General features: G+C 59.9%; 22 protein-coding genes. All 22 read right to left on the bottom strand.

Annotated features, from left to right (window positions below):
* Positions 1–277 precede the first annotated feature (277 nt).
* The gene (locus CCS01_RS11405) at positions 278–526 is read right to left on the bottom strand and encodes a type II toxin-antitoxin system HicB family antitoxin (protein WP_275112907.1); all 249 of its coding nucleotides are present in this window, start codon (positions 524–526) and stop codon (positions 278–280) included.
* Positions 527–1,204: 678 nt separating this feature from the next.
* Complete coding sequence (locus CCS01_RS11400; RefSeq protein ID WP_104518945.1) at positions 1,205–2,857, bottom strand: thiamine pyrophosphate-requiring protein; 1,653 nt, start codon at positions 2,855–2,857, stop codon at positions 1,205–1,207.
* Between the two features lie 81 nt (positions 2,858–2,938).
* Positions 2,939–4,477 carry a hypothetical protein gene (locus tag CCS01_RS11395; protein ID WP_146101700.1) on the bottom strand — a complete coding sequence of 513 codons (1,539 nt, stop codon included), beginning with the start codon at positions 4,475–4,477 and terminating at the stop codon, positions 2,939–2,941.
* A 525-nt stretch (positions 4,478–5,002) separates the two neighbouring features.
* Positions 5,003–6,856: a fibronectin type III domain-containing protein gene (locus CCS01_RS11390; protein WP_104518943.1), complete on the bottom strand. Its 1,854-nt coding sequence runs from the start codon at positions 6,854–6,856 to the stop codon at positions 5,003–5,005.
* Between the two features lie 39 nt (positions 6,857–6,895).
* The gene (locus CCS01_RS11385; RefSeq protein ID WP_146101699.1) at positions 6,896–10,168 is read right to left on the bottom strand and encodes a glycosyl hydrolase family 28-related protein; all 3,273 of its coding nucleotides are present in this window, start codon (positions 10,166–10,168) and stop codon (positions 6,896–6,898) included.
* Positions 10,169–10,253: 85 nt separating this feature from the next.
* The gene (locus CCS01_RS32735; RefSeq protein ID WP_146101698.1) at positions 10,254–10,739 is read right to left on the bottom strand and encodes a phage fiber-tail adaptor protein; all 486 of its coding nucleotides are present in this window, start codon (positions 10,737–10,739) and stop codon (positions 10,254–10,256) included.
* Between the two features lie 69 nt (positions 10,740–10,808).
* Positions 10,809–12,068: a glycine-rich domain-containing protein gene (locus tag CCS01_RS11380; protein ID WP_104518941.1), complete on the bottom strand. Its 1,260-nt coding sequence runs from the start codon at positions 12,066–12,068 to the stop codon at positions 10,809–10,811.
* 32 nt (positions 12,069–12,100) lie between these two features.
* A complete protein-coding gene (locus tag CCS01_RS11375; protein ID WP_104518940.1) occupies positions 12,101–12,784 on the bottom strand; it encodes a hypothetical protein in 684 nt (227 codons plus the stop codon).
* Positions 12,774–13,910: a baseplate J/gp47 family protein gene (locus tag CCS01_RS11370; RefSeq protein ID WP_104518939.1), complete on the bottom strand. Its 1,137-nt coding sequence runs from the start codon at positions 13,908–13,910 to the stop codon at positions 12,774–12,776. Before CCS01_RS11370 ends, CCS01_RS11375 begins: the two co-directional genes overlap by 11 nt.
* Before the next feature lie 5 nt (positions 13,911–13,915).
* Positions 13,916–14,287, bottom strand: coding sequence for a hypothetical protein (locus CCS01_RS11365; protein ID WP_104518938.1), 372 nt, complete (start codon positions 14,285–14,287; stop codon positions 13,916–13,918).
* A 20-nt stretch (positions 14,288–14,307) separates the two neighbouring features.
* Entirely contained in the window at positions 14,308–14,829 is a 522-nt protein-coding gene (locus CCS01_RS11360; RefSeq protein ID WP_239992116.1) for a phage baseplate assembly protein V, read from the bottom strand.
* A gap of 24 nt (positions 14,830–14,853) precedes the next feature.
* Entirely contained in the window at positions 14,854–15,663 is an 810-nt protein-coding gene (locus CCS01_RS11355; protein WP_146101697.1) for a hypothetical protein, read from the bottom strand.
* A gap of 246 nt (positions 15,664–15,909) precedes the next feature.
* Positions 15,910–16,095 (bottom strand): hypothetical protein, encoded by a 186-nt coding sequence (locus CCS01_RS11350; protein ID WP_104518994.1) that lies wholly within the window; start codon positions 16,093–16,095, stop codon positions 15,910–15,912.
* On the bottom strand, positions 16,088–16,831 hold the full coding sequence (locus CCS01_RS32730) for a hypothetical protein (protein WP_146101696.1): 744 nt from the start codon (positions 16,829–16,831) through the stop codon (positions 16,088–16,090). Before CCS01_RS32730 ends, CCS01_RS11350 begins: the two co-directional genes overlap by 8 nt.
* 1,131 nt (positions 16,832–17,962) lie before the next feature.
* On the bottom strand, positions 17,963–18,322 hold the full coding sequence (locus CCS01_RS11345; protein ID WP_193540128.1) for a hypothetical protein: 360 nt from the start codon (positions 18,320–18,322) through the stop codon (positions 17,963–17,965).
* Complete coding sequence (locus CCS01_RS11340) at positions 18,322–18,750, bottom strand: hypothetical protein (RefSeq protein WP_104518936.1); 429 nt, start codon at positions 18,748–18,750, stop codon at positions 18,322–18,324. The genes CCS01_RS11345 and CCS01_RS11340 overlap by 1 nt, the downstream gene beginning before the upstream one ends.
* 11 nt (positions 18,751–18,761) lie before the next feature.
* On the bottom strand, positions 18,762–20,324 hold the full coding sequence (locus tag CCS01_RS11335; protein WP_104518935.1) for a phage tail protein: 1,563 nt from the start codon (positions 20,322–20,324) through the stop codon (positions 18,762–18,764).
* 163 nt (positions 20,325–20,487) lie between these two features.
* Entirely contained in the window at positions 20,488–21,297 is an 810-nt protein-coding gene (locus tag CCS01_RS11330) for a hypothetical protein (protein WP_158258349.1), read from the bottom strand.
* The gene (locus tag CCS01_RS32725; RefSeq protein WP_146101694.1) at positions 21,297–21,941 is read right to left on the bottom strand and encodes a hypothetical protein; all 645 of its coding nucleotides are present in this window, start codon (positions 21,939–21,941) and stop codon (positions 21,297–21,299) included. Before CCS01_RS32725 ends, CCS01_RS11330 begins: the two co-directional genes overlap by 1 nt.
* A 3-nt stretch (positions 21,942–21,944) precedes the next feature.
* Entirely contained in the window at positions 21,945–22,325 is a 381-nt protein-coding gene (locus CCS01_RS11325; protein WP_239992115.1) for a hypothetical protein, read from the bottom strand.
* A 326-nt stretch (positions 22,326–22,651) separates the two neighbouring features.
* Positions 22,652–23,974: a DUF4043 domain-containing protein gene (locus CCS01_RS11320; protein ID WP_104518932.1), complete on the bottom strand. Its 1,323-nt coding sequence runs from the start codon at positions 23,972–23,974 to the stop codon at positions 22,652–22,654.
* Positions 23,975–24,022: 48 nt separating this feature from the next.
* Positions 24,023–24,424 (bottom strand): hypothetical protein, encoded by a 402-nt coding sequence (locus CCS01_RS11315; protein WP_104518931.1) that lies wholly within the window; start codon positions 24,422–24,424, stop codon positions 24,023–24,025.
* Positions 24,425–24,427: the final 3 nt, after the last annotated feature.

Genomic DNA, 24,427 nt, shown 5'->3' with positions numbered 1-24,427 from the left:
GACCCTGAACGGCCGCGCCCTTGGGAGATGTCTCAGTTACTCACATCGGCGTGAGCGAGATAATGCTACCCGGCGAACCGCGCCTCACTGGCTTGCGGCAGCGTGGATATTGTTGGTCTTAATTCACGAGGCCATCCTATTTGTGCCGATATAGCGCACCGACCATTTGCAATAAGGGTGCGTCGCCTGGCCATAGCGAAAAATTCTGATCGAAGCGTTCTGTCTGATTCGCTCGATTTCCTCTTTCTGAGCCTCAATCAGGCTATTTGCGAGGCAATCAGCTTATCTTGGGCCTCAATTTGAGTATCAATTTCCTTTTTCCGTTGGCATACAGCGCGTTGATACAATTCGGCTCAGGTACTTCGCGACCCAGACGCTTTGCCTCATCAATCCATTCACCGATAGCACTTCGGATATCAGCAATGGCGGCCTCTTCGGTCGCGCCGTCAGCCATGCAACCGAGGAGGTCTGGAGCAACGGCAAGGTAGCCACCGCCCTCATCCTCGGGCAGCGCCATAACGACGATTGGATAGCTTTTTCAACCATCACCCCTCTCCTTAGCGTGGAGTGCCGCTATATGTGCTTCAGCCAATGATATAACGCATTCATGTAGGGCAGCTTAATAGGCCTGTGAAACGGTACGGACAAAATCCCAGGTAAGTGCGGGCTCGAAAGTTTGTAATGCGAGCCCCGAGTGGGTGGGCTGCATTCGATACCCAATTGTCTACACGCAGTCTTGAGGTCCTCTATCCTCCAGCCAGCCTTTGGGTTTGCCTTGATCTTATCAAGGGACTTTGTTCTTGGCTTGGTCAAGGGACTGCCGGGCGCGGAGATCGCGTCGGCGGCCGTGCCTCCCTTTGTTCGGGCATCGGCTGGTCCAGGTTGGATCAATTCACTTTGAACACTATAACGTCTCCGTATCTACCCTCCCAAATTAGCGCGTACCCCGAAGCTGGAATACATCCGCGGTCACCAAAGCCCGCGATCGTGGGCCGGGTTGGGACGGTGCAGACGGCGGCGGCAATCCGCCATCCAGCCGGAGGAAGAAGACCGGGAACTGGCCGTGGTGCCGCCGTGCGGTGGGTGCCGGGAGATGATCCTGGATCACGCGCCCGAGGCGATGGTGATCGTCCGGGATGCCAACGGGTTGATCAAGCTGCCGCTACGGACGCTGTTGCCGCTGCCGTACCGGCAGTAGGCAGCTTCAATCCACCGCACCATTGCGATGAGAGAAGGCCGTCTCGGCGCTGGTGATGAACTCCAGCAGTGCGGTCTTGCCGTCCTCGGTCGCCCGTCTGGCGCGCAGGATGGCGGCGGCGATGTCGCCGGGATCGGTCACCCGCTCGGCCCAGGCGCCAAGCTCCCGGGCAAGATTGGCATAATTGCCGCCGAGGTCCCGCGCCGCGTGCCGTTCGTGCGACAGCTTCATGTGCGGGATCTCGATCGCCATCGTGCTGTTGTTCAGCACGATCGTCAGGCTGGGGATGCCGGCGCGGACCGCGGTCTCCAGATCGAGACCGGTCATGCCGAAGGCGGCATCGCCCATGAAATTGACGCAGAACTTATCGGGCGCCGCGACCTTGGCGCCAATGATCAAGCCGAGTCCGGTGCCAAGCTGGTGCGACTTGCCCCAGCCCAGGTAGCCGCGCGGGCGCGTGGCGCGATAGAACGGCAGAAGCTGGTCGCGCGGGCTGCCGGAATCGTGCGTCACGATCGCCTCGGCCGGATCGATCACCCGGATGAATTCCGACATGACGCGATAGGGCGTGATGGGTCTTTCCGCACTGCTCAGCCTGGCATGCCAGCGTCCAAGCCAGGCATCCCGCTCCGCGGCGATGTCGGCAGCCGGGGACCGGTTCGGCAGGCGTCCGCCCAGCCGATCCTTCACGGCCGCGATCAGGCTGACCAGCGTCAACCTGGCGTCGCCGAGCAGGCCGATCTCGGTCTGGTAGGATTTGTGCAGATCGCGCGGGTCGTTCGTGGCGTGGATGATCGGCAGGTTTGGCGGCAGCGCGGGGGTCGTCAGTTGATGCCGGGTGAAGCCGCAGCCGATGCCGAAGATCAAATCGGCTTTGGTGTGCAGGAACAGCCGGCCGGGGCCGCTGAAGGTGTTCCCGCCGGAGCCGAGGGCCAGCGGATGGTCCTCGGGAAACGCGCTCTTGCCATCGACGGTGGTCATGACCGAGGCCTGCAGCAGCTCGGCCAGTTCGGTCAGTTCGGCGGAGGCCTCGGCATACAGCACCCCCTGGCCGGCCAGGATCATCGGGCAGGACGCGGCCAGCAGCCGTTTTGCGGCGTCATCGACGTCGGCGGGATTGGGCAGCGACAGGGACGGGGTGAACGGCCGATACGACCCGGCGTCGTTGCCGGCGTCGAGATCGATGATGTCGCGCGGGACCTCGACCATGGCGGGGCCGGGCCGCCCGTTCTTCAGGGCGGCGAAGGCGCGCCGCATGGCCGCGGTGGTGGCCTGCGGGACGACGATTTCCTCCACCTGCTTGGTGATGGAGGCATAGGTCCGGCTGGAGCGGAAGGTGGGAAAGACCTGCGATTGCTCGCGCGCATGGGCGAGCGGCAGGAAAAGGACGGGGACGCTGTCGGAGAAGGTGGTCGCGATGCCGGGAAAGGCGTTCTCGGAGCCCGGGCCGTACTGCATCAGGAAGACGCCCGGAGGCTTGCCGTTCGTGACCCGGGCGAAGCCGTCAGCCATATCGACGCCGACACGTTCCTGCCGGCAGATGACCGGGCGAATGCCGGCGGCGACGGCATTTTCGATCAGCGGGGTGGTGGGAAAGCAGAAGAGGGTGGATATCCCCTCCCGCCTGAGGATCTCCACAATGGCATCGCCTGTCCGCACTGGCGTTTCCCCTTGCTTGTGCGGAACGCAGCCTAGGAGAGGACACGCCGCAGGGGAAGATCGGGGCGCCGCGCCGATCCGTTACGAAGCACTATCGGACAGGATGATGCCGGCGAACGTTGCGGCCAGGGGACAGTCGATGGTCCAGTCCGTGCCAAGCTCGGCGCCGGCATCCCAGCCACTCGGCATCGCAATTGCCGAGAAATTGTCGGTGACGGCGTTGCCCCGGCCGATCTGGGTGGAGCCATAGGGGTAGTAGAGCTGGCACGCGGCGGAAGCGTTCTGAAGAGCACTTTGCAGGACCAGTTGCAGATGCGTCGCATCGAGCCGCTGGCAGGAAATCGCCGGGACGATCGTGCCGGCGTTGCCGGGAGCGCCACCGTCCATGACGGCGAAGCCGGCTCCTGACGCCGCCTGCAGCGGAACCTTCAGATCGTTTCCGGCGTCGTGGGTGACGGTCAGCACCAGGGTCGTGTTCGATTGCCGGTACACGTGGGTGATCGCCGGGCCTCCGACTTTCGGAATGACACCGGGAATACTGGCGATGGAGTCGGCACATTCCGCTGCCATCAGCGCCTGAGCGACAATCGGACTCGCCAGCCTGGCAAACCGCTGGTTGTCGAGACTGTCGCGATGGGAGGTATCGCCGCCCGTCGCGAGTCCGGTTGTCGGATCCCAGGACGAACCGCGCGGATTGCTGTCGCTGGTCTGGACGTTGCCGATAACGACACGCTGGTTCGTGTCCGCGGCCATGCTTTGGACAACCTCGCGATGCATCGTCATGCCGTCGGCGGTGCCATACGGTATGGCGTTCCACCAGACCAGCGGTATCCGGTTGGCGGTATCGGTCAGCATCGTCCGCAGCAGCGACAGAAACCGCTGTGCCGCGGCCTGGAACGTGGCCTTTTCGGAATAAGCACGCAGGCTGTCGGTTTCGCTCCAGGGCCATACGATGGCGCAAATATCCGATTGGTCCTCGGCCGGCAGCGCGGCGATGGGCTGCTGGACGGCGAGGCCGTCGGCGCCCAGCGCCCAGGTGGACGGATTGGAGCCATCACCGGGATTGTGCACAAAATCGCCCGGATATCCGGAACTTGTCGCATAGATCCCGTGGCCGCTTTCCATGGTGTAGCTGGCCGCGCCGCCGGTCGTGGCAAGAACATTCCAGGCCAGGGCACCCGTGTACCAGGCGACCCCGCGTGCCAGCAAAGCCGCGGCGCCATCGTTCAAAGCATAGTTGATGGCATTCGACTGGCCGTTGAACAGCAGATAGATGCCTTTTCGCGCACCACACACCCATCGGCCAGCATAGGCGCAAACCGAAGCAACGTCGGCATCCGAGAGCGCGCGTGCCCACTCCGCGGCTTCATGCAGCCAGCATTGCGCGGCGCCGGTTGCGGTGCCGTCGTGCAACAGCAGAACCGGACCCGTTTGCGCCGTGGCACTCCAGACGACCCCATGCGCAACCTGCGTGCCGTCGAGCCATAAGTCTGCGCCCGTCTCCGGCGTATAGCACAGGAGTATGGAATGCGTATGTCGCCGGGTCATGGACGAGCTGACGACGACCTGGCTCGCGCCGGGAAAAAGCACGAGACGGCCCGTGCCGCCCTGGCTGTCCACCTGCAGCACGGGCTGGGACCCGATCGACAGCAATGTGATCGGCTGCGTATCGACACCGCTGCCCTGGCGCCAGTTGGGCCGGGACCAGACCAGGTACCAGGTCCAGGCCGACGTGGCGCTCGCCTGGGACGCAGGCGCCTGCCAGCCGGTAAGAGGGTCCAGCGCGGGCTGCAGCAGCCCGGAACCCGTGACCGGATATCCTGTGCCCCCCAGCAACCCCGACAGATGCGGCACGCCCTGCGGCTGGCCGATCGGCGTCCGGAGGGAAAATGGCTGAAGGTTTCGGTTGTTTCCGGACAGATCCAGCAAGGCGCTGGCCGCGGTGTTCCAGCTTGCCAGTGGCACGTTGCCGGGACCAAGCAGCCCTGCCGGCTGACTGGCATCCCACCAGCCGGCGGTCCCGGACACTGCCTGCGTCAGGGACTGGAAGACAGTGGTTGTGGAAGACAGCGGTGCATAAAGCGCCAACTGACCTGCCCCGACGACCATCGGCTGGCCGGGGCGAACGAACAGAAGGCTCATGCCTTACTGGACCTGGAACGAGCTCGAACTGACGGTCGGTGAGCTGCCATCGAGACCTTCCGCCCAGGCATACCAGACGCCTGCTGTCGCCGGTGTCGGCACATAAGCGCCCCAGAGATCGGTGTTGACCAGGGAAGCGGCAGTCCAGGACGCAGGCGGCGTCGTGGCAGATTGCGAGAAGCCGAACTGAACAGGCGACGTTCCGGGCGTGACATGGGCGTTGACGCCAATGGAACCGGAGGCATGGGTGTACGGGCCGCCCGGCAGCAGGTTCCAGGTGATCCCAGTAACGGATTGCGCGGCGGCTTGCGTAACGGCGGTGACGACCGTGGAAGCGGTGCCGGCGCCGGATGCATTCACGCCGAAAACGGAGAAATCGTAGCTCGTCGATGCCTGCAATCCGGAAATCGTGGTGGAAGATCCCGTAATGGCTGCCAAAGACCCTGTCCAGGTCGATGATCCTGTCGTCCGGTACTGGATCGTGTAGCTCGTGGCGGCGTTGGTTCCGGTCTGGGCGGTCCACGTAAGCTGCACGGCGCTGCTTGATGCTGGTGTAGCCGTCAGGCCGGCCACCTGCGGCGGTGTCGTCGGCGTCGCGGCCGAGGTTGTTGCGATCAGAACGGCTGACGGCAGCCCTGTTCCGGCGGCATTCACCGCTTGCACAACGATATCATAGGTGGTTGCCGGCGCCAGGCCGCTCAAGGTGGTGGTCGTTCCGGTCACCGAGGCCGCGGTGCTCCAGGAGGCTGTTCCGTCTTGTCTGTACTGCACGGTATAGGACGACGGGCTCGTCCCGCTCGTGGGTGCCTGCCATGAGAGTGCGATGGTTGTCGATGTCACCTGGGAACTCGCCAGGCTAAGGACCTGGCCGGGTGCCGCTGCGGCGGTTCCCGCGACCATCGAGGCAAAGGCAACAGTACCGCCTGAATATGTTGCGCAGTAGATGGATGCCGACTGCTGCGGAGCGATGGCCAGACTGCCGTTTGAGCTGATGAATCCCGAACCGAGGGTGACATTGCCCGTGCTGACGTTGATGACCGTGCAATGAAATCCGTTGCCCATGTTGGCCGTCAGCGGCGTCAGCGTAACGGGCTGGCTGCATACCAGGATGCGGCCGTTGTGGACGGTGCCGTCCAGGTTCGTGGCGGTCGTGATCTCGACGACCGGCGTCTTGTATGTCGGCAGCTTGCCGGCGATCCAGACCCAGATTGCGCCGAAGGTCTGGCTGGCCATGATATTGCTGCCCTGCGCGGCCCAGATCGTATCCGAGTCGCTGGCCGCAACGGCTGTCTGCGCCTGATCGATCGTAACGCCGTCAAGGAAGCTGCCATAGCTTATTGCATAGTTGGTTCCAGCGTGGCCTACGGCGACCAGATCCTGGCTGGAAAGCGTATTGATGACGGGAAGGCCGGCAATGGCGCTGCCTGCACCGGTGGCAGCGGCTGTCGCGGTCGATGCGATCGTGCCGTCTGGCGTAATCGTTACGTTTGGGCCAGCCTCGAAAAGCCCCCGCAGCAGCGACGCCTGCATCAGCATGGGCGTGCCCTGGTTGCAGATCACCAGCTCGGCGTTGGGGGCCAGGCTGGACAGCGCGGGAAAGCCGGCGTGGTCAAGGCCGGTCGCCGCAAGCGTGCCGTTTGACAGGCTGACGCCGAGCCCGATGCTGATCGATTCGGGGCTGCCCGAGCCGATACTGGTGCGTCCAAGCAACGAACCGGTCTGGACGATGATCGCAGGTTGGGTAGTGGCGAGCAGGGAGCCCAAAGATACCGAGCGTGCGGTGCCGCCCTGACTTATTGGCACTGCGTCGGAAGCAGAGACGGTCGTCGCCGCCGGAAGCTGTGAGATGGTCGGCATCTATATTCTCTGTTGCATTGGAAATCGGGAGAGACCAGGCTATGCCGCTACCGCAAGTCCATTATAGATGGTTGCCCATTTTGTTCCGTCGTAGTACACCTGGACACCGGTTCCCAGTCCGGTTGACTCGCCCGGCTTTCGTCCGTTGCTGGCAAATGCCTGCGCCCCGGCCGGCATTCCTGCCGGAAGCGTTGCGACCGTGTAGGATGGCAGAACCGGAGGCGCAATGAAGCGGGGTGACACGGCATTCGTCCGGAATATCTCCCGCCAGCAGGAAGCGCCATCCGAGACGATATGATACCGGTCGTTGGCATGCAGCACCACCGGGCCGCAATCGATGGTGTCTGCTCCACTGGGAACAATACTGACGGATGGTGTGCCAACCACTGAAAACGTATAGCCGGTTCCGGAGGCGACCGTACTGGCGGCCGGCAACGTGATGGTGAAAGATCCGGTTCCGGTCAGGAAAACGATGTTGCCGGTTATGTAGTTGGGCAATGTGGCAGAGGCGGAATACACATTCGGAGCGCCTACTGCGATGCCCTTGCCAACGGGATAGGACAGGGCGCCCTGGTTCCAGCGCAGCGTCCCTGTTGTACTGTCGAATAAAAGCTTGTTGTTGTTTGTTTGTTCAAACGAAATTGCGTGGCCGGCGGCAAGCCTGATTGCCGGAGCGCTGCCGATCGACCGTGCACAGGTGGTATCGAGCACGGCGTTTGAGAAAGGGATGCCGATGGCGAAAACTGTCTTTGCGCTGCCGGACGAGCCTGATGCCAGGTACACGCCGACAACGGTCGACACCTCGACCGCGGCGCCGGATGTGTTGTGCTGACCAACGACGAGACTTTGGATTTGCCTGCTGTTGGCATCATCCAACCCGTTGCCGAACCAGTCCATCTCGGTGGTGATCGATGCGTTGACGGCACTTGACGGATTGCCGGTGGTATCCCTGTATTCTATGCAAGTCGCCCAGAGCTGAGGCTGGGGCAGATACTGACCATTTGATCCGATAGTGGCAGACTGGCGCAAGGTTTGGATATAACGTCCGACGTGTTGCGCTGCCGTGCTGGCTACCGGGGTTTGTATCCCCGTCCAGATCAGCCGGTCCAGGCCGCCCCATATGTAGTTTCCAGGGCTGTTGTAGATAATCGTGTCATTACGGGTATTTGTTGTAACGACGCCGTTCTGGCCGCCGGCGTGGCCGACGATGTAGCAAGACTGGTTGACCGCGAAATCGGTTGGCTGCGAGGATGCCTGTGACGATGAGATGCCTGACGAAGTGCTTCCAACCACGATGCCCGGCAGCGCGAAGGCAGCCGGTGCTCCGCCATTGGGAATTGCCGCGGCCAGGGGCGTTCCATCCGCCAGGACCGTTCCGTCAACCACCCACTTTACGCGCTTTGTCGTCGCGATGCCCCACGATCCGGGGGGCTGCAAGACAGTCGTGCCATGCGGGACATAGATTGTCGATCCGGCCGGGGCGGCCTGGTATGCTGCCTTGAAGGCAGCAGTATCATCCGTAACGCCGTCGAGCTTGGCGCCGTACGGTGGCAGGACGACGTTGATGACGCCTTGTGCGTTCGGATTCGCATCCACATAGGACTTCGTGGCGGCCTGAAGCGGCACCGTGGGCGCGCCCGAAAGCACAAGCGCGCCGGTCAAAGTGCCACCGCCGAGCGACAGAGCCGTCGCTACCTGACCATCGACGTAATGCTTCGTCGCGGCCTGGCTTGCCGTCGTGGGATCCGCAGAGAGGCTTAGTGCGCCGTTCAGACTGCCGCCGGAAAGAGACAGGGCACCAAGCAGCTTTGTATCGACATAGTTTTTCGTCGCCGCCTGAGCGGACATCAGCGGATCAGCCGATAAAATCAGAGGACCGCTGAGCGTGTCGCCTGCTCGCAGCACCCTTGTGTCGACATACTCCTTGGTTGCAGCCTGGGTTGGCAGCGCCGGGTCAAATGCCAGAACCACCGGACCTGTGAACGTAACCCCTGCCGGCTTGACGTAGTTCGCGACCGCTCCATCGACGTACTGCTTCGTCGCGGCCTGCAACGGAGAAGTTGGACTGGATGCCAGATAGAGCGCACCCGTCAGTGAATCGCCGGTACGCGCGACACATAAATCGACATATTGCTTGGTGCTGGCCTGCAGCCCAACCGTGGGATCCGAGCCCAGCAGGAGAGCGCCCGTCATCGAGAAGCCATTAAGCGGCAGGGCGCCGCCGATGTGGGTGTCCACATAATTTTTGGTGGCTGCCTGATTGGCAAGAACGGGGTCGGCAGCCAGAGTCAGTGCGCCAGTCAAAGTGTCGCCACTTCGAAGGACGCGTTGATCGACATATTGCTTCGTCGCCGCCTGAGCATTCATTGACGGATCCGAGGCCAGGAAGAGGCTGCCCAGCAAAGTGCCGCCGGACCTGGGCAATGCGCCGCCGACCTGGACATCGACGTAGTTCTTTGTTGCCGCCTGCAGCGCCAGTGTCGGATCGGCCGCCAGAGCAAGCATCCCGGACAGTGTATCGCCGGCGCGCGAAAGCTTGAGATCGGCATAATTCTTCGTCGCGGCCTGTCGGCTGCTGGCCGGATCACCGTTCAGCAGGAGCGCGCCCGACAGTGAGCCTCCGCTGAGCGGCAGCAGTCCAGCCGCCACCGCGTCCGCATATCCTTTTGTCGCCGAATCCATCGGACCTTGCGGCGCGGCAGCCAGTTTCAGGACTCCCAACATCGAGCCGCCGGTCAAAGGCAACGCAGTCGAAACCTGCTGGTCCACATAGGCCTTGTCTGCCGCCGCGGCTGCCGAGGCCGGCGCGCCGGCCAACACGAGCTGGCCGGTCAGTGTTCCGCCTGAAACCGGGACCATGGCGGCGGCCAGATCAGCCAGCTTCTGATAGTTCGTCGCGCCGGTAGCCGCCACCAATCCCTGCGACAGGTTGATGTCTGGAACACCCGACAGCCCACTCAGCAGTTGTTGATACGTTACGGATACAGTCTGCCCGCTCTGCGACAGGCACAACAGGTCGCCTGTGCTCGGGACGTTGCCTGGCGGCAGGTTACCGATGGTGAACGGTGTGGCTGCGGCAGAAAGTGTACCGCTGGTGAGGACCAGGTTCGCACCAACAGCGATGACCTCGGGCGCTCCCACACCGGAGCTCATGCGTCCAAGCAACGACCCCGAAGATAGGGCGAGCTGTGACTGAACGCCATTCAGCACCTGGGCGCGGGTGATTTTTACTGTGTTGCCAGCCTGACTGATAACCATTTCATCCGCGTCGGATGCTGATGTCGCAGGCGCAAGCTGATCGATTGTGGGCATTAAACATTACTTTCCGGCCGCTTCTCCGCCTCGGCGGCGCTGCGCCAATACTTGCTATTGTCGTAAGGACCAGGCTCTTCGCCCGCTAGCTGCTTATCAGCAGAGGATTGCCATTTTGATCGGTCAGCATGATGCCTGCCGAAGTCAGTAAGGCATCTGCCGGGACCTCCGGTATCGACAATAGCAGCACCGGCAGCAGGACGCTTCTTTGCAGTGAGCGCCCGTTTGTCGTTGTTATATTGAATGTAATTGAATACACCGTTCCGGCTTGGCCGCCGGAAAGCCACAGGACAATCCGTGTACCATCCGCTGTTGAACTTTGCATCACGAGGTCGCCCGGGTTGGACGGCAAGATGCCGACATCCAGCGTCGCAATGCCGTCGCCATCGTTGCCAATAACGGCTGGTGTGATATCCAATATATAATCCAGGACGTCACCCGGATCCTTCGTCGGCCAGTTCAGCGGAGCAGGGGCGACGGCAGTCGTTCCGCGCGGAACTGCGACGAATGAGTCAATGGTTGCCACACGGGCATGGCTTGGCTTCCAGACATGGCTTGCTGGGGTTGGCATGGCAGATCCAATTGTTCTGGTATCAGAGGAAGAAAGGTAAATTGTCGCTTGAGACAGGCAAATCCTGACTCAGTATCGGACGACGACAAGCCCGCCGCCACCACTTGCTCCGGGATACGCAGTGTTGCTGTTCGCGCCGGTTCCGGCGCCAGCCGCGCCTCCACCAGGGAACGTGCCAGGGTTCCCAATCGTTCCGCTGTTCTGCGAGCCGCCCATTGGGGCGCCCCCTCCCATTCCGCCCTGGTTCAGGAGTCCCGCCTGCCCCGCGGACCCTGTAAGATTGACGTCCCCTCCCACCCCATAGCCTGGCGGGGTAGCGCCATTTTGCGGCGCGGAGACAGTTGCCTGGGAGTTCAGGCTGCCTCCTTTAGCACTGACAAATGGCCCGAAACTTGAGGTGCCACCAGCTGTAGGCGCTGTTCCCCCGGTTGTCCCGCCCGACCCGCCGGCGCCGACCGTAACGGGAACGATTTGGCCTGGTGTGAGTCCGGTAACAAGTTTCTTCGCATATCCACCGCCAGCGCCTCCGCCGCTAGCCTGCCCGGGAGCCGAGGCATAACTTCCTGATCCACCACCCCAAACCTCTACCTCGACCTGGGTAACGCCCGGAGGCACAGTAAAGTTTCCTGAACTCGTGAAACTCTGCACGCCGGAGCCAAATCCCGGGCGCAACGCGGGTAGTTTCCAGGTCAGGAACGGCGCGGTCGGAACGACCGAAATCTGTCCGTTTCCGCCGTCGATCTCCGTCTGGCCATACGCAACCACGATCTGATAGAGCCCTATCCAGCCGGCATCCGCCGTAGGCGTAATCTGACTGCCAGAGTTCGCGGGAATGCCGGCCTTCAGCTGGACGACCAATGTTTGCGCGCGAAGGGTATTCTGGGCAGCCCCGGAATTGGAAGGGCCGCTGAATGATTGTGCTGGGTTGCTTGCATTGTAGTAAGGCAGCACAACCGGGTTATCATCCTGTTCCTGGAACGCGGCCTGTACCAGATAGGCTATCGATTGCCCAACGCTTGATGGAGCCGTCAGCGTGAGCGTGGTGGGCCAGGGATTGATGCCCATCTTGATGATAGCCGCGCTGGTATCGGCAGGGATGGATCCATAAGCCTGGCTGTCGATAAAGGCGAGTTGCGTAATGCTGCCGCCGCCAATCGTCACACTCATCGATGCGGGCGTTGTCGGCTGGCATGCCAGCCCGTCTACCACCGTGTTGGTGCCAAGAACCGCCTGGGCGAGAAATCCCAGTCCGATCATGGTGTTTTTGTTGATGGAAAGCAAGTCCGTGTCCAACGGAATGGCACCCGGGTAGACGATGGTACGATCCATACGAAACTCTCGCCGCTCATTACGGTTGATAATCAGATAATTTGTAGCCAGGCAGTAGCATTGACGGGCAGGAGGCTCAGAAGTGCTGACCTGATGTCGTCGTCGGTGATCTCACCCGGCAGGCCGGAGAGATCAACATATGAAATGGAGCCGCCGCTATATGCACCGGTTGTAATCCCGTACCCCGCCAGCGTGGCAACGCCCGGTGCAGCTGGACGCTTTACAGTAATGAAAAACTGGAGCGGCAGGTGAAGATTCCCCCAACCGCCCGCCTGGCCATAGGCCATCCCATAGCAAGGACAGTTGGCGGCGCCGAGGAATGATCCGTAGGCTCCGGTGTCGGCAGTTCTTGCTGGCTCAAAAATGTCCGGTTCGGAGCCGCAGACATCGCGAATGCCGGCCGTGATCGCGGTCCGGGTCGTTGCATCGCGAAGCAACGCCTTCTTGATGCGAGCCCGGAAGAAAGTATCGGCCTCGCCCGGCTTGCGTTGCACTCCACTGCCGAAATAGTCCACCGCGGCCATATCGAGCCAAACGTCGGACGCCGTTGTGATACGGGCTTGCTGGGCGACGTATGCCAGAAGGTCGTACAACCACACCCACGGCGTCGCAACTGCGCTGAGGATGGCGTCAAGATTAGGGGTCTCTTCGCCGAACCACCGCTTCGGAAGAACAGTCTTCAGTCGAAGAACGAAGTCTTTAAGGTCACCCACCATTGACGGTCACCGTAACGGTTCCGGCCCGTATGACGGTACGAGCCGGCGGAACGATATCAGACGGAAGCCCATTCAGCAGCACGCCGCTGACATTGTCGATGTTTGGGTTGGCCATATAAGCGCTTCGTGCGACCCGGGTAATCGAGGCAACCCGGCCTATCGTCAGCTTGTTAAGATAATCAGCAACCAATGCCTGGACCTGAGACAGGTAGGTCGTCGAGTCGTTAGATTGGCGCAAGGTAATGCACAACGTGACGTTGGCTACCATCACTGTCGGGGGCAGGACGAAGAACGTTGTTCCGATTGGCCGAACCGCGTCAACCGCCGAAGCAACCACAGTCAGGAGGTTTGCCGATGGGTGCCCAGACCCATCGTCAACCGTTACGACAAAACATCCTAACCTCGCGCTTCCATCAGCAGCGATGTTTTCCTGGATAAGGACGTCCAGGCCTTGCTGCACGTTTGCAACGGCATTCGTTATCGCAGCCAAGGTGGCACGTGATCGGCTTCCCAGGTAGTTTTGGAATCTTAGGCGAAACGCCTCGTCGCTCTCGGCATCGACTCCGTTGACGAACGGATTGGCGTTTGTAACGCAATCGATGCCCGGCAGCGAAGCCGCTATGATGGAGATTGCACCTGCAAGCACATTTCCGGCGGCTCCGCTGGACGTGCAGGTCACCGGCAGAATGGCATTGCTGACACCACTTGGAATGACATAGCCGGACTGCGACGCACTCCAGATAGAAGACGTGTCGTCTTCACTTACCGCAAAGCTAAGTGCACCATCTGTCGTTTTGACAACCGACCCAACAGGTACGAGCGCCGGCAACGAGTTGGCAAAACGGGAGAACAGCACGGTCCCTGATGATGGAGATGCCGGCAGTCGTGTCAGGCAAAAATCCTGCATCCAGCTGTCCAGATCGGCGCCATTCGAGGTTGCCGCCCTTGTGGTTTGCAGGACCTGGAGGATCAGCCACTGCATCCACAAGGCGACTGAAGCATTGGCCTCAAAAATGGCTCGAATGACCGAGCCTACGGATACATCTATCAGTACCGTAGCTGAGCTTTGCAGCGCGGCTCCCATATCCTCAATCAGCAGTGCGAACGTTTTGAGTGAAAGATTCATGTTACTCAACTGGAGCTTACACTGAGCTGGTTTGAGGAGCCAGATGAGGCATCAACGTAGGAGATATCAGCAATTACGATACCGTTGGCTGCATCGGCGATTCTGGTGCTTACCTGCGGGGGCGGCGCGGAAGAAACTGCCGCTTCCAGGTTTAGCTGTGCCCTGACGACCGATTCGATGTCCGCAGGCTTTGCCGGAGTTCCCACGAATTGGCCTAGCCCACCTCCGTAGTCGAGATGCCAGATATAGTCACCGCCGTTTGTCAGCAGACGTCTGCGCACGCGCCGATCTGTCATGTCGGATCCAGCTGCAAGCGCGAGATCTCCAGTGCTACCAACCGTCAGATCTCCGCCCCATTCCAGAAGGAGGTCGTTCATCTATGGTTCCTTTGCTCTGGCTAGACCAATTTGGAGGGACCCGTGGTTGCGCCGCCAGACGGTATCTGGTGGGTATGACCGTCGTAGGCTGCGCGCAGGCTCGACAATGATCCATCGCGATCGTAGACTTCGCCCTGGACATGCAGGTCACCGTTCATGCGGATGGTGCCGTCATTGCACAGCTTGAGGAAGCTGCCGGTTTGATGAACCAGCCAAAACTCGTTTCCGGGTGCCACCGGCGGACGCTGACCGTTTGAAAAGGCACGACCGACGATGATACCCTGCTCGATGTCTCCCTCCTGCGGAATCAGCAGAACCTGATCTCCCGGGTTGGGCGGACAGACCATTCCCCAGCCGTTGCCCACCCAATGCGATAACATTGGCAACCAACCCGATAGAACACCATCCGGTTGGATTTGCACTCGGGCCATGGCAGTCTGATAGTCAACCGAGGTGACAGTACCGAATTTCACCTGGCCTCCGGTATGGTCCAGGCTCCACGCATGCGATTTGAGTGCGTTGATCAAACGGTCGCCCATCATGCCCTGTACCTATGCGAACTTCGGCTAGACTTGAAAGAGATCGGCCACTGGCACCGCTATCACGGACTGCCTGGATCCAGTGACGGAGTTGTAGTAACGTTCGACGCTTTCGACACGATAGAGGCCATCCAGAGGCGACCCGGTCTGGCTCATCATCAGTCCAGTACGCGGCGCGAGCGCGAGATTCAGCGGCATCTCCAGCTGCAAAGTGGTCTGCAAGCGGCTGATCTCAGCCGCATATCTTGCCGCGGACTGCGTCACCTGAGCAGATGTAAAATTGGATGCCGAAAAGAGATATGGCTGTCCCCCAGTGCCAGATGACAACGCGGCGTCGGTAGAAACTGGTCCCGCTGCGCCGCTGATATAGGGGACCATGTTCTGGCAATTCCAGGATTGCATTCTCACCGTGGCGTTGCGCGACATTCCCAGCGCTCGGTCGAGGCGCAGACTTACGAGATCGCTTGCTACGATGTTGACCACGTTCAGCGGCACCGTCGTCGCTGGCTGGAAAAACAAGCTGTTGTCCTGGACAAAGGCGTCGAAGTTGCTTTCGCGAGCAAGCTGGACCACGAGATCCCAGTCAGAACATAGGCGTGAGTAGAGGCCTGTCGACAGGCGCGTATATCCTTCACCAAAGTACCGGCCGGTATTACCTGACGTAGGCGTCACGATTGCTTCGAGACTATGCCAGTTTGCAATGGTGGCCACTACCTGGGACGCGGTTTGGTTCACGAAGTCTAACTGTCGATAGGAGTCCACCAGCGACGCAGACAGATCTCGACCCTCAACCGAAGCTGTTCCCCTTGTCGCATCGATGCAGACCGTGTCGATCATGCCAGTGATCAGACTTGCCGGCGGCGGACCCATGACATTCGCGATGACCACGTTCACGCAGCCAGACGACAGGGTCGACCAGTAGTAGATGTCCCGAAGAGGCGGGACGCCCATGGCAAACGTCAGAGAGTAGCAATCGGCCGAGAAGCTGTTGGTTGAAGTGAAGGTTGCCGACAATAGGCCCGGGACCGCAAATCCGTCAATAGTTACGGCAGGTCGGGTCGTAGAAACGGATGCTCCGAGCACTTACTGCGGTCCGATGCCATCGGAGAAAGCGCTTGAGAAATCCGGGATGACGATTTGTTTCTCACCGGAGAGCATAGGATCCGACAAGCCATTTATCTTCGCAATATTAATCCACTGCAGTGCGTCGCCCAGCTCAGACGCTGCAATTGCAAACAGGTTGCCATCGATGGTCGTGAGATTATGCACCTGAACCCCCGGCGGAAGTGAGGCTCGTTCCAACTCGGCCGACATATGCTTTGGTCACAACCGCTGCCGCCAAAGCCCCAGCGGCAGTTACTGTGTTTCCGAACATCCGCTGACGAATGGGCGCATCCGCCTTCACGTCGATCTGTGACATCATGCTGTTCGAAGCGTCGCTAATTCGTTGGTCAATGCTCGCGACGGACGATTTTATTGCGGCGATGCTCTGGGAATGATCTGATGTTCCCACGGTGAGAGCATTGGACGCAGTCACGGCCGCTTGCAAGGTACCTAACTCGATGCCGGCGCCAATCGCCGCTGCTGCGGCATATGCGAGGTCGGCGGCCACGCTAGGATATAGCATTAGATCTACGGCATTGTTGGCACCTGGCTGCTGGACGACGACGCAGCCGACTTGATACGGTATCCACCATGGGTTATGAAAGTTGGCGACGAATGTCCTGACAATAACCTGGTATCTGAAGGAATCCCAGGTCAGCCATACGACCTCACCGGTCAATCTCAGGCTGTCCATTGCGCGCATTCTGGCCTCGGCATAAGGGCCGGAAAACGTCCCGGAAAAATATATGTCTCCGTCATCTGGGCCGAGCCGCTCAATAACGCGGTTGCCGCCAGAGAGTTTATGAATGACTACTCTATGGCGCCCACCAAATCGAATTGATGGGGGTATTTCGAAGTCCTGAAGATTGATGTCGCCGATCTGTACCGGGGATGCTTGCATCTTTGTTTATCCTCGGGATCAAGTGGTTGGGCACCGCAGACAGAAAGTCTTCGGATTCTAGAAGGGAGATACTCGGCTTTTAGGAATGCCGATCCGCGGATCGACGCCAGTCATGCCGGCCGCAGGCCTCGAAAGCACGCGTCCGAGGTGATCCACGGCCCATCGTCCCAAGGAAGCGCCGTCAAGGTGTAATGTAACGACAGGTGCCTTGTTTGACTGGGTCCCGCCTTCTTTGTTCATAGTGTCCGATGCTGCAGGGGGCAGGCTTTCGATCTTAAAGGGAAGCGCCTCATGTTCATTGTAGATCGGCGAAGGAGCAAACGAGATATCAGTCCAAGATGCTTCAGAGCGCGGCAGACGAGTTTCCATCTGCCGGCTTTCAACCTGCCGTAGATCGGAAACCGCTTTGGTCGGACCGAGGGATGTGGACGGAGGCGATGTTTCTCGCCGAGGGAGCGCGATCCGCTTGTTGGAAGACAGGCGGCGTATCCAGCTCGTCATCGGGCGGTATGTGTCAAACGAACGACCGCTGTAGTCCGAGAATGACAGCCGACCCGGCTGGGCGCCCCGCTGATTGCTGGTTGTGACCTGCAAGAACTGAGTATAACGGCTTTGGGTAGAAACAGCCGGGTACGGCACAAATCGAGGCCGCGCAGGTCCACTGTCAAACAGAGGGCGGCGACTGGTCCTGCTGCCTCGCTTTACTCGCGGCAGATCAATCAGCTGGTACGACTTCGTCGGCCACTGCCTGGCGGCGTTTGTATTGGAGACAGTGGCCGCAAGGCTGGCATTGGGTTCCGCATTTCGTTTGGCAAGAGGCCCGAATCGAGCAGGTGCGGTGGGATAGCCAGGAAACCGCACAGCTCGCTGCAGCCTGCGCAACCAGGTTGTTCGCTTTTCGCTAACAAACCTCTGCTGATTTATATTCGGCCGCCGCCTTTGGCGAATCGTCGTGTAGAGCATAGGATTTCGTGCTCAATTATCGTGGCTCGATCCAGGTGAAGCTTGACCAGTCGAATAGATTTCCATGCAAGCAGCCCATGGCGATAACGTAAGCGGTTCGATCTGCCGCGTCGAGCGAAAAGGCAACGTCAAATGGCACCCCGTTTTGAACCAGGTAGAGACAGTCGATCAAGACAGGGTGCCGGGCAAGTTTCCCACGTGTTCTCTCGGCGGCGGTTCGCCCTGGCTTTCCTCGAGGGCGTCCGCGATTGCTGCAAGCCCCTCGTCCCCTAGCCGATCAACGATGCCTTCAATCTGCGTCTCGGTTGTCGGCCGTGGTATTGGGACGCCGTCGATCTCCGTTACCGAAAAGGCCAGCCCTGCCATCGACAGCCATGATGTATTCTGGGACAGGTCCGGACCGGCTGCTTTAAAGAGCCGAAGAGTGTCTAGCGAGGTCAACTGGCGCAGCGTGAGCTTGCGTCCTCGTGCATCAATCGCCGTAATAATCCGTTCCGAACCACCAATGACGGATTGTGACGGGCTCATCAGATGCGTCTCTTGCGCGTCGCAAAGAATTCCAGCCTTTGCTTTACGCTCGTGTCGCCTTTCCAGATACCGGCGCTGGCAAGCTTGAAAACCACTCCGTCGTACTGATATGTTGAAACCGAACCATCCGTTTCTGTTATGTACTGGTACATCGTGCCTGGCTGAGCGGCGGCGCCGTTGTAGAAGTCCTGTTCAATGGTGGAGATGAAGTCGTCGAGAACCGGTGATCCCCGTTCCACCTCGAAATTTCCTTCCCATCCCTTCGGCAGTTCGGCTCCAAGCTGAGTTCCGTCAAGCCGGCTGACCCGCACAGGGCTCGTGAGCTGGCGGCTCTCGAATCCGGTTACATGGCTCATATCGACGCGACCGTTGGATCCCATCACGACCAGCTGGGTGTCGCGGCCAATTGAAAACGTTGTCAGACCCACTTCTTGAGCTCCTAGCTAATCTGGCCGGTGGGCAATGTCTGGCGCGCCACCTGAACGGTCTGGCCTCCTTCAACATTGACAATGAAACGTTCGTTGATCGCCTGATATTGCACTTGGGCGTCCGACTGAACGTATCCCAGACTGGTACGCGACGACGGATTATTGGAGGTGTCGCAGATCACGCTGAATGGAACGGAACCGTCCGTGCTACCAAGCAGCCCCTGTGCCAGCATATTGTTCAGGAAGGACAGTTGGGTGGACCTGATTTGAGCGAACAGGGTGCTGTTGATAACGGTGCCAACGTATTGACCCATTCCCGCAGCTAGCGTCGCAGCTATATAATTGGTCAGTCTGGTGTAGTCGTCACCGTCAATCGCCTGATTGGACGAGGTGTTGTGGCCTCCCCGGACACCCCAGAAGGAGCCCGCAGGCTGCGGGTTGCAAATGATGTCAATGCCGGCGGCAATCAGCGCGGTCAAGTCAGCCGATGAGTAGGCCGAATTCTGGCCGGAGCCCGGCGCCCCGGTGCGCTGGCTGCCGATAATACCGTAAATTGGCTTGTTCAGGCTTGACTGCTCGGGCGACAGATTTGCCAGGCGTCCTGCCGCGAAGCCCTGAGGCGACACAAGCCGCACTACGGTGTTGACCTGGTCGGACCACCAAAGCCAGTCGCCGAACATCAACTTTGCCGAGTAGCTATCCAGTCCGGCCTGGGCTTTGGTCGTTACGGCATTTGAAATCGTGTCGCCGGCAGGAGTGGTAAGAATCATGTAGATTCCTTCCTGCAGACCGAACTCCGCCTCGACGCTCCAGGTCGTCGAGTCATCGCAGTCGGCCAGCAGCGCCAGTCCGCAACCTTGTCCTCTCAGCGCGTACATGCCAGTCCGCGTGGAGGAGTCGGAGCCGACGAGTTGGGTGCTTGAGACAGACGTCGCACCGTCAGATCCGGCGCTCGTGGATCCCAGTGTCAGTGAGAACGGCGCCGGCGAGGCGGTTGAACCTCCGGCGCTTGCGACGACCAGCATGGACGGTCCACGTTGCGGACCGAGGCCCGTGTTGACCGCTGCGGCAAGATTGTTCCAGAAGACGGCTCCGTCGCCGGTAAGACCGTCGTAGATCTCAGGTTCAAAGCCTGACACCAGGACCGAAAGGCGCCACGTCGCTGGCTTGGAACTCTGCGCAAGCGTGATCGCGATGCTGTTGCCCAAAGAACCTGTGTAGACCGCCGCAAAACTTGCGTTCGTGCCCGGAAGGATAGAGTATGCTGCCGTATCGGTATCATCCGTCACGCGAACACACCGGAAGCTTTGAGCACCCTGCTGGACTGCGGTGGCGACCTGAGTGCCCATGTCGTATTTCCTGGGCATCAACGCGCCGAACGACTGGGCATAATCGGCCATGGAGCCAACAATCGTAGGTTCGTTGACAGGACCCCATGACGCTGTACCGACGACGCCGATGATGTTGGTCGGAACACCATTCAGAACGAGGTTTTGTGGCGGGACGATCTGAACATAGAGATCCGGAAGAATAAGCGACGTCGTGTTGACGGTGCCTTGCTGTACAACTGGCACGGACTTATCCTTTTGACGCTGCGGATGAGGTAACTTTGACCACAAATCTCTTGTAGTCGGAGCCAAGTATTTGGTTGATTTTTGCGACATCGGCTATGATGTCGCCTCTGACGTAGCCCAGGAACGGCCTCGTCGCGACAAGATGGAATGTCATCGTGTATACCTAACCATAAATGAGATTACCATTTACCGCTGCAGCACCAAAAATCATCGAGGGCTGCTCGATGTTTATTACGGTGGGATACTCGGTGCCATAGATCAGGTCGCGACGATAGAGCAAAGCGTTCTGCGCCTGATCGTAACTGGCGGTGTTGCGGTAAGTGATCCGGGCGGCAGTGCCATCCGATAACGACAGAAAGTTTGCCTGATTCAGCGACGTGTCGATGGCTGCGGCTACTGAATCGCGCGTGGAAGGGCTTGGACACCAGCAGATGATTCGCACGTCCTTCTCCTGGCGGCGACTCTCGAAGACTGCCGGGCAATCGCGCACGGTTCGCACGACGACGGAGCGAGCGCCTGGCAGGCTTATACTCGCCGCCTGCGTCAACGCCAAGCGATCGGATTGAATGATCTGGGCCAGGTTGGCCGCGACCAGTTCGATCGTATCTCCGGTTTGAACGCGATAGATATAGGGTTTCCCGTCAATCAGTGCTCCAATCACGTCTCCCACGGTTGGAGTTCCGCCGACGGTGACCGATGAATTCGTCGCGCTGGCGGTGACTCCCGGCTGGAGAGGGGTGTAAGTCCAGTCCGGTAGATACCGTGTCGTAGTCTTTCCGCTGTCTCCGTCAGCCGCAATCGATACGTTGATAGCTCCGGCTGCAAGATCGGTATTCAAGGTTGCAGTATTCGGCCAGCCCCTGTATACTCTGCACAAGGCTCCCACGATACTGGACTGCGCTGATCCATTCGGATACAGGCTAGAGCTGACAGCATCGGTGACTGCCTGCTCGACGTCAGAAATATCTGCCATCAGGTGGTGGCCATTTTAGCGGTGATTCTCCAACCCAGACTTGTCAATTCAGCGCTCGAGATGATGGCGCTTTGCCCCAGGTCGTCGCTGATTCTGTCGCCTGACAGCAACAAAATCCCATTGGGCGCCGGAACCAGGATGTCCAGATACATTGTTGCCTGGTCGGTGGGAAGACCGACAGACGTCGAACCGCCCCGACCTCCGGACAGGACGCTGGCCGGCCACAGCTCCATCAGTGGCATCGTACCATTAACCGTAAAGCCGCCGTAGTTATTTTCTCCCGTTGACGTCTGTAACGTCGGGCGTGCTATCGAAATGGTTCGATTGGTCGTAACGCATAATACAGGCAGCAGGGGGGCCTGCGAAGCGATGAAATACGTGTCGGATTCAAGAACCAGGTAATCTCCCGTGCGGGTATAGCTGGCATCGAAGATACCATGCCAAAGCGGCCGCCCGTAGGTATCTGCGGCATTGACCCCACCCTTGGCTGGCACGAAGGCTGCAGGAAGGCGCAGGAAACGGTTTTGCCTCTTGAGCGGATCGAATGGGCCGTCGGGGCGAAACGCATCAGCGGGTTGGCCAACGTGCCGAGCCGATCGGCCCAGGCCGAAGTACAGGCGATCCTGAAGTCTCCGGCTATCCATGTGCTATACAACCAGAGAAACTGTGCTGCCGGAAAGGGCGTTGCCCGGCGGAACGCCGAGAAAGCCGCAAAGGCGCCGACGCCACTCGTCAAGAAGATCGATCCTGTCGCTCATTTCGCTTTTGTTGCGTGTCCATATTCCGGCCTGGTCGGTGTCCAGGCTGGCGGCGGCCGCGGGAACCGCCAGCTCAAGAGCCAGGAGCGTGCCGAGATACCGGCGCACGACAGCAACCTCTGCCGACGAAAGATTCGTCAAGCGGAACTCCAGCAATCCGTAAACCTGGAAGAAGCGCCATGACTGCATGCCGCTCGGAGCCGCACCGTACAAGGGATATCCGCAGAACCGGCGGATATCCACTTTCTCGGCGTCTGTTAGCGGGTTCACAGGATCGATCCGTCACCGCGACTGAACAGGATGGTGCCGGAACCGGACGGAGTGATCGCCGCTGCGTAAGTAATAAGGCTATTGACCGACAGAATTAGCCGACTGCCCGGCAGAACTGGCATATCTGTCGCGGCCGCGGTGACACTGGAGTCCGAGCCGAACCTGATGTAGCCGAGGGCACTCGATGTGTTCGTTACCACGACAGTGTCTCCACCGCCTACCAACAGGGTATTCGATGACACAGCGCTCGCTGCGATACCAACGGTACCCGTTGGGCGGAAGGGGCTGACTGAGCCGATCGGCATGGCGATTAGGCCCTTTTCTTGTTAGCCGATGTGTTCGACGATCACAGCGCGCTTGTAGGCGGCGTTAGTCGCGGTGGGTATCGTCGTGGAATTCGTCGTTGTGTCGGACGGTGCGCAGAAGCCACCGATCCAATACCAGGACTGTGCAATGATCTGCTGCAGCCGATCAATCGCCTCGCGGGTTACCATAGCAATGCCATCGACGACCGATACAATCGAGTCCGCGGGCGCAACATCGGCGGCGGCGATGCCGGCGAAGTCACCTTCGATCAGCGCGCCCTGCCCGCAGATCACGGGCCGGCGGACCATAAGGCTGGCCAGAGTAGGATGCGACTGCACGAACGCCTCGGTTGTCGGCACAAACCGCAGTCCCAGGAAGTCGTTCGTCATACCCTTCCTGAAGACCTGGTTGGCCGAAGTCGCGCCCTGGAAGAGCTGCTTGAAGTCCGGATCGGCAAACAACTGGCGAGCCGAAACCGGGTCCAGATAGCAGTTATAGGCGCCGTCTATTTCCGGCACCGCGTTCAAACGCAGTTTGGCGACGGCGTCCAGGAGGCACGACATGGTGAGGGTGTCGGAGGCGGTGAGCAAGGACGTGTTGGTCCGCTGGGACGGCCGCACTATGGAGGAGGCGTTCGCGGCGGTTACAGTGTTTCCTGCCGTTCCGTCCAAAACAGAGACGTTGCTTGACAGCGTGAGCGTGCCGGAAATGCCATTCGGAGCCGTCGAGACGTTCGTAGTGTCAACCGTCGTCGCAACCAGCGTGTAGGCGTTCGACCCAATGGTAACCGTCATCGGATTGCTGGCGCTCACGCTCTGCTGCACGCCGTTGACGAAGACAACCTGGAAGCCACGTACGTCATCGACCGTAACGGTAGGTCCCGCCGACGCGAGTGTGGTACGAACCCGCGAATTGCCGCCCATGTAGGCCGCAAACAAAGCATTTCGGCCAAGTTCATCCAGGCTGCGCGCCGCCTGCTCGCCATTCACGTAGGCATTTTGCAGGAATACCGACGCTATGGCCACACGCTCCGCGACCACGTTGAGATCGGTTGTCGCGGCATAATGATTGATTGTGATCGTGAACTGTTCTACGCCCCATGAAGTCGGCGTCAGCCCATTGTCAAAGTTTGTGTTCGCGGCGGGCGCCAGGGGGGTCGTAACCGTGGGTTTCAGTCCGGCACGGGTCTTGGTCAGGGTTTCACCGATCCCTGCCGCGACAGTGATGCGATCCGCGCAGGCCCGATAGCCGAGCCGCGACCGCAGCGCCTGGGAAAATTCACGCTCCAGGAAGCCTTGCTGGATGATCGGCTGCAGCGAGGCGGGAAAATTTTGGATACCCATCAAGTGTCCTACGAATGATTGGTTGTTTCGCCAGAAGCGACGAATGGTCTAGAATTGGTGTCTCGTCAGGGCGGCCCGCGCAACGGCATATTCTTCATCCGTCATCTCGAGGGCAGTCTTCTGACGGACAGGCTGCGATGCAGGCACGGCCGCGATGCTCGAAGAAGAGGTTGGCCCGAACAACCAGGGCTTATCCCGACGAAGATCTTCCATAAGCTTACGTCCGCCGACGATCCTGTCGTTGGCATCAAGCACAATGGCAGAGGCATCGAGAAGCTTAAGCCCATCCAGGTCGATCATTCCTGCCTTGATTGCTTCGGCCCGGAGGCCGGCCGCTACCAGACGGGCTTGATACTGCGCGTGAAGCTTGCTGATTTCATCTTCGGCGGTGCGGTCCTGCGGTTGGTCCTGTATCGCAACAGGCTGCTCGTCGTTCAGTGTTTCATCCATCTC

It is taken from the genome of Rhodopila globiformis (genome assembly GCF_002937115.1).
GTDB lineage: Bacteria > Pseudomonadota > Alphaproteobacteria > Acetobacterales > Acetobacteraceae > Rhodopila > Rhodopila globiformis.
This window is presented reverse-complemented; position numbering and strand designations above follow the sequence as displayed.

Bases quoted from the DNA above. Each gene is read 5' to 3' on its own strand.
- CCS01_RS32735 (WP_146101698.1), bottom strand. From the start codon at position 10,739: ATGCCAACCCCAGCAAGCCATGTCTGGAAGCCAAGCCATGCCCGTGTG.
- CCS01_RS11385 (WP_146101699.1), bottom strand. From the start codon at position 10,168: ATGCCCACAATCGATCAGCTTGCGCCTGCGACATCAGCATCCGACGCG.
- CCS01_RS11320 (WP_104518932.1), bottom strand. From the start codon at position 23,974: ATGGGTATCCAAAATTTTCCCGCCTCGCTGCAGCCGATCATCCAGCAA.
- CCS01_RS11390 (WP_104518943.1), bottom strand. From the start codon at position 6,856: ATGCCGACCATCTCACAGCTTCCGGCGGCGACGACCGTCTCTGCTTCC.
- CCS01_RS11315 (WP_104518931.1), bottom strand. From the start codon at position 24,424: ATGGATGAAACACTGAACGACGAGCAGCCTGTTGCGATACAGGACCAA.
- CCS01_RS11380 (WP_104518941.1), bottom strand. From the start codon at position 12,068: ATGGATCGTACCATCGTCTACCCGGGTGCCATTCCGTTGGACACGGAC.
- CCS01_RS11365 (WP_104518938.1), bottom strand. From the start codon at position 14,287: ATGAACGACCTCCTTCTGGAATGGGGCGGAGATCTGACGGTTGGTAGC.
- CCS01_RS11370 (WP_104518939.1), bottom strand. From the start codon at position 13,910: ATGAATCTTTCACTCAAAACGTTCGCACTGCTGATTGAGGATATGGGA.
- CCS01_RS11345 (WP_193540128.1), bottom strand. From the start codon at position 18,322: ATGAGCCCGTCACAATCCGTCATTGGTGGTTCGGAACGGATTATTACG.
- CCS01_RS11330 (WP_158258349.1), bottom strand. From the start codon at position 21,297: ATGGCAGATATTTCTGACGTCGAGCAGGCAGTCACCGATGCTGTCAGC.
- CCS01_RS11375 (WP_104518940.1), bottom strand. From the start codon at position 12,784: ATGGTGGGTGACCTTAAAGACTTCGTTCTTCGACTGAAGACTGTTCTT.
- CCS01_RS11355 (WP_146101697.1), bottom strand. From the start codon at position 15,663: ATGATCGACACGGTCTGCATCGATGCGACAAGGGGAACAGCTTCGGTT.
- CCS01_RS32730 (WP_146101696.1), bottom strand. From the start codon at position 16,831: ATGCAAGCATCCCCGGTACAGATCGGCGACATCAATCTTCAGGACTTC.
- CCS01_RS32725 (WP_146101694.1), bottom strand. From the start codon at position 21,941: ATGGATAGCCGGAGACTTCAGGATCGCCTGTACTTCGGCCTGGGCCGA.
- CCS01_RS11360 (WP_239992116.1), bottom strand. From the start codon at position 14,829: ATGATGGGCGACCGTTTGATCAACGCACTCAAATCGCATGCGTGGAGC.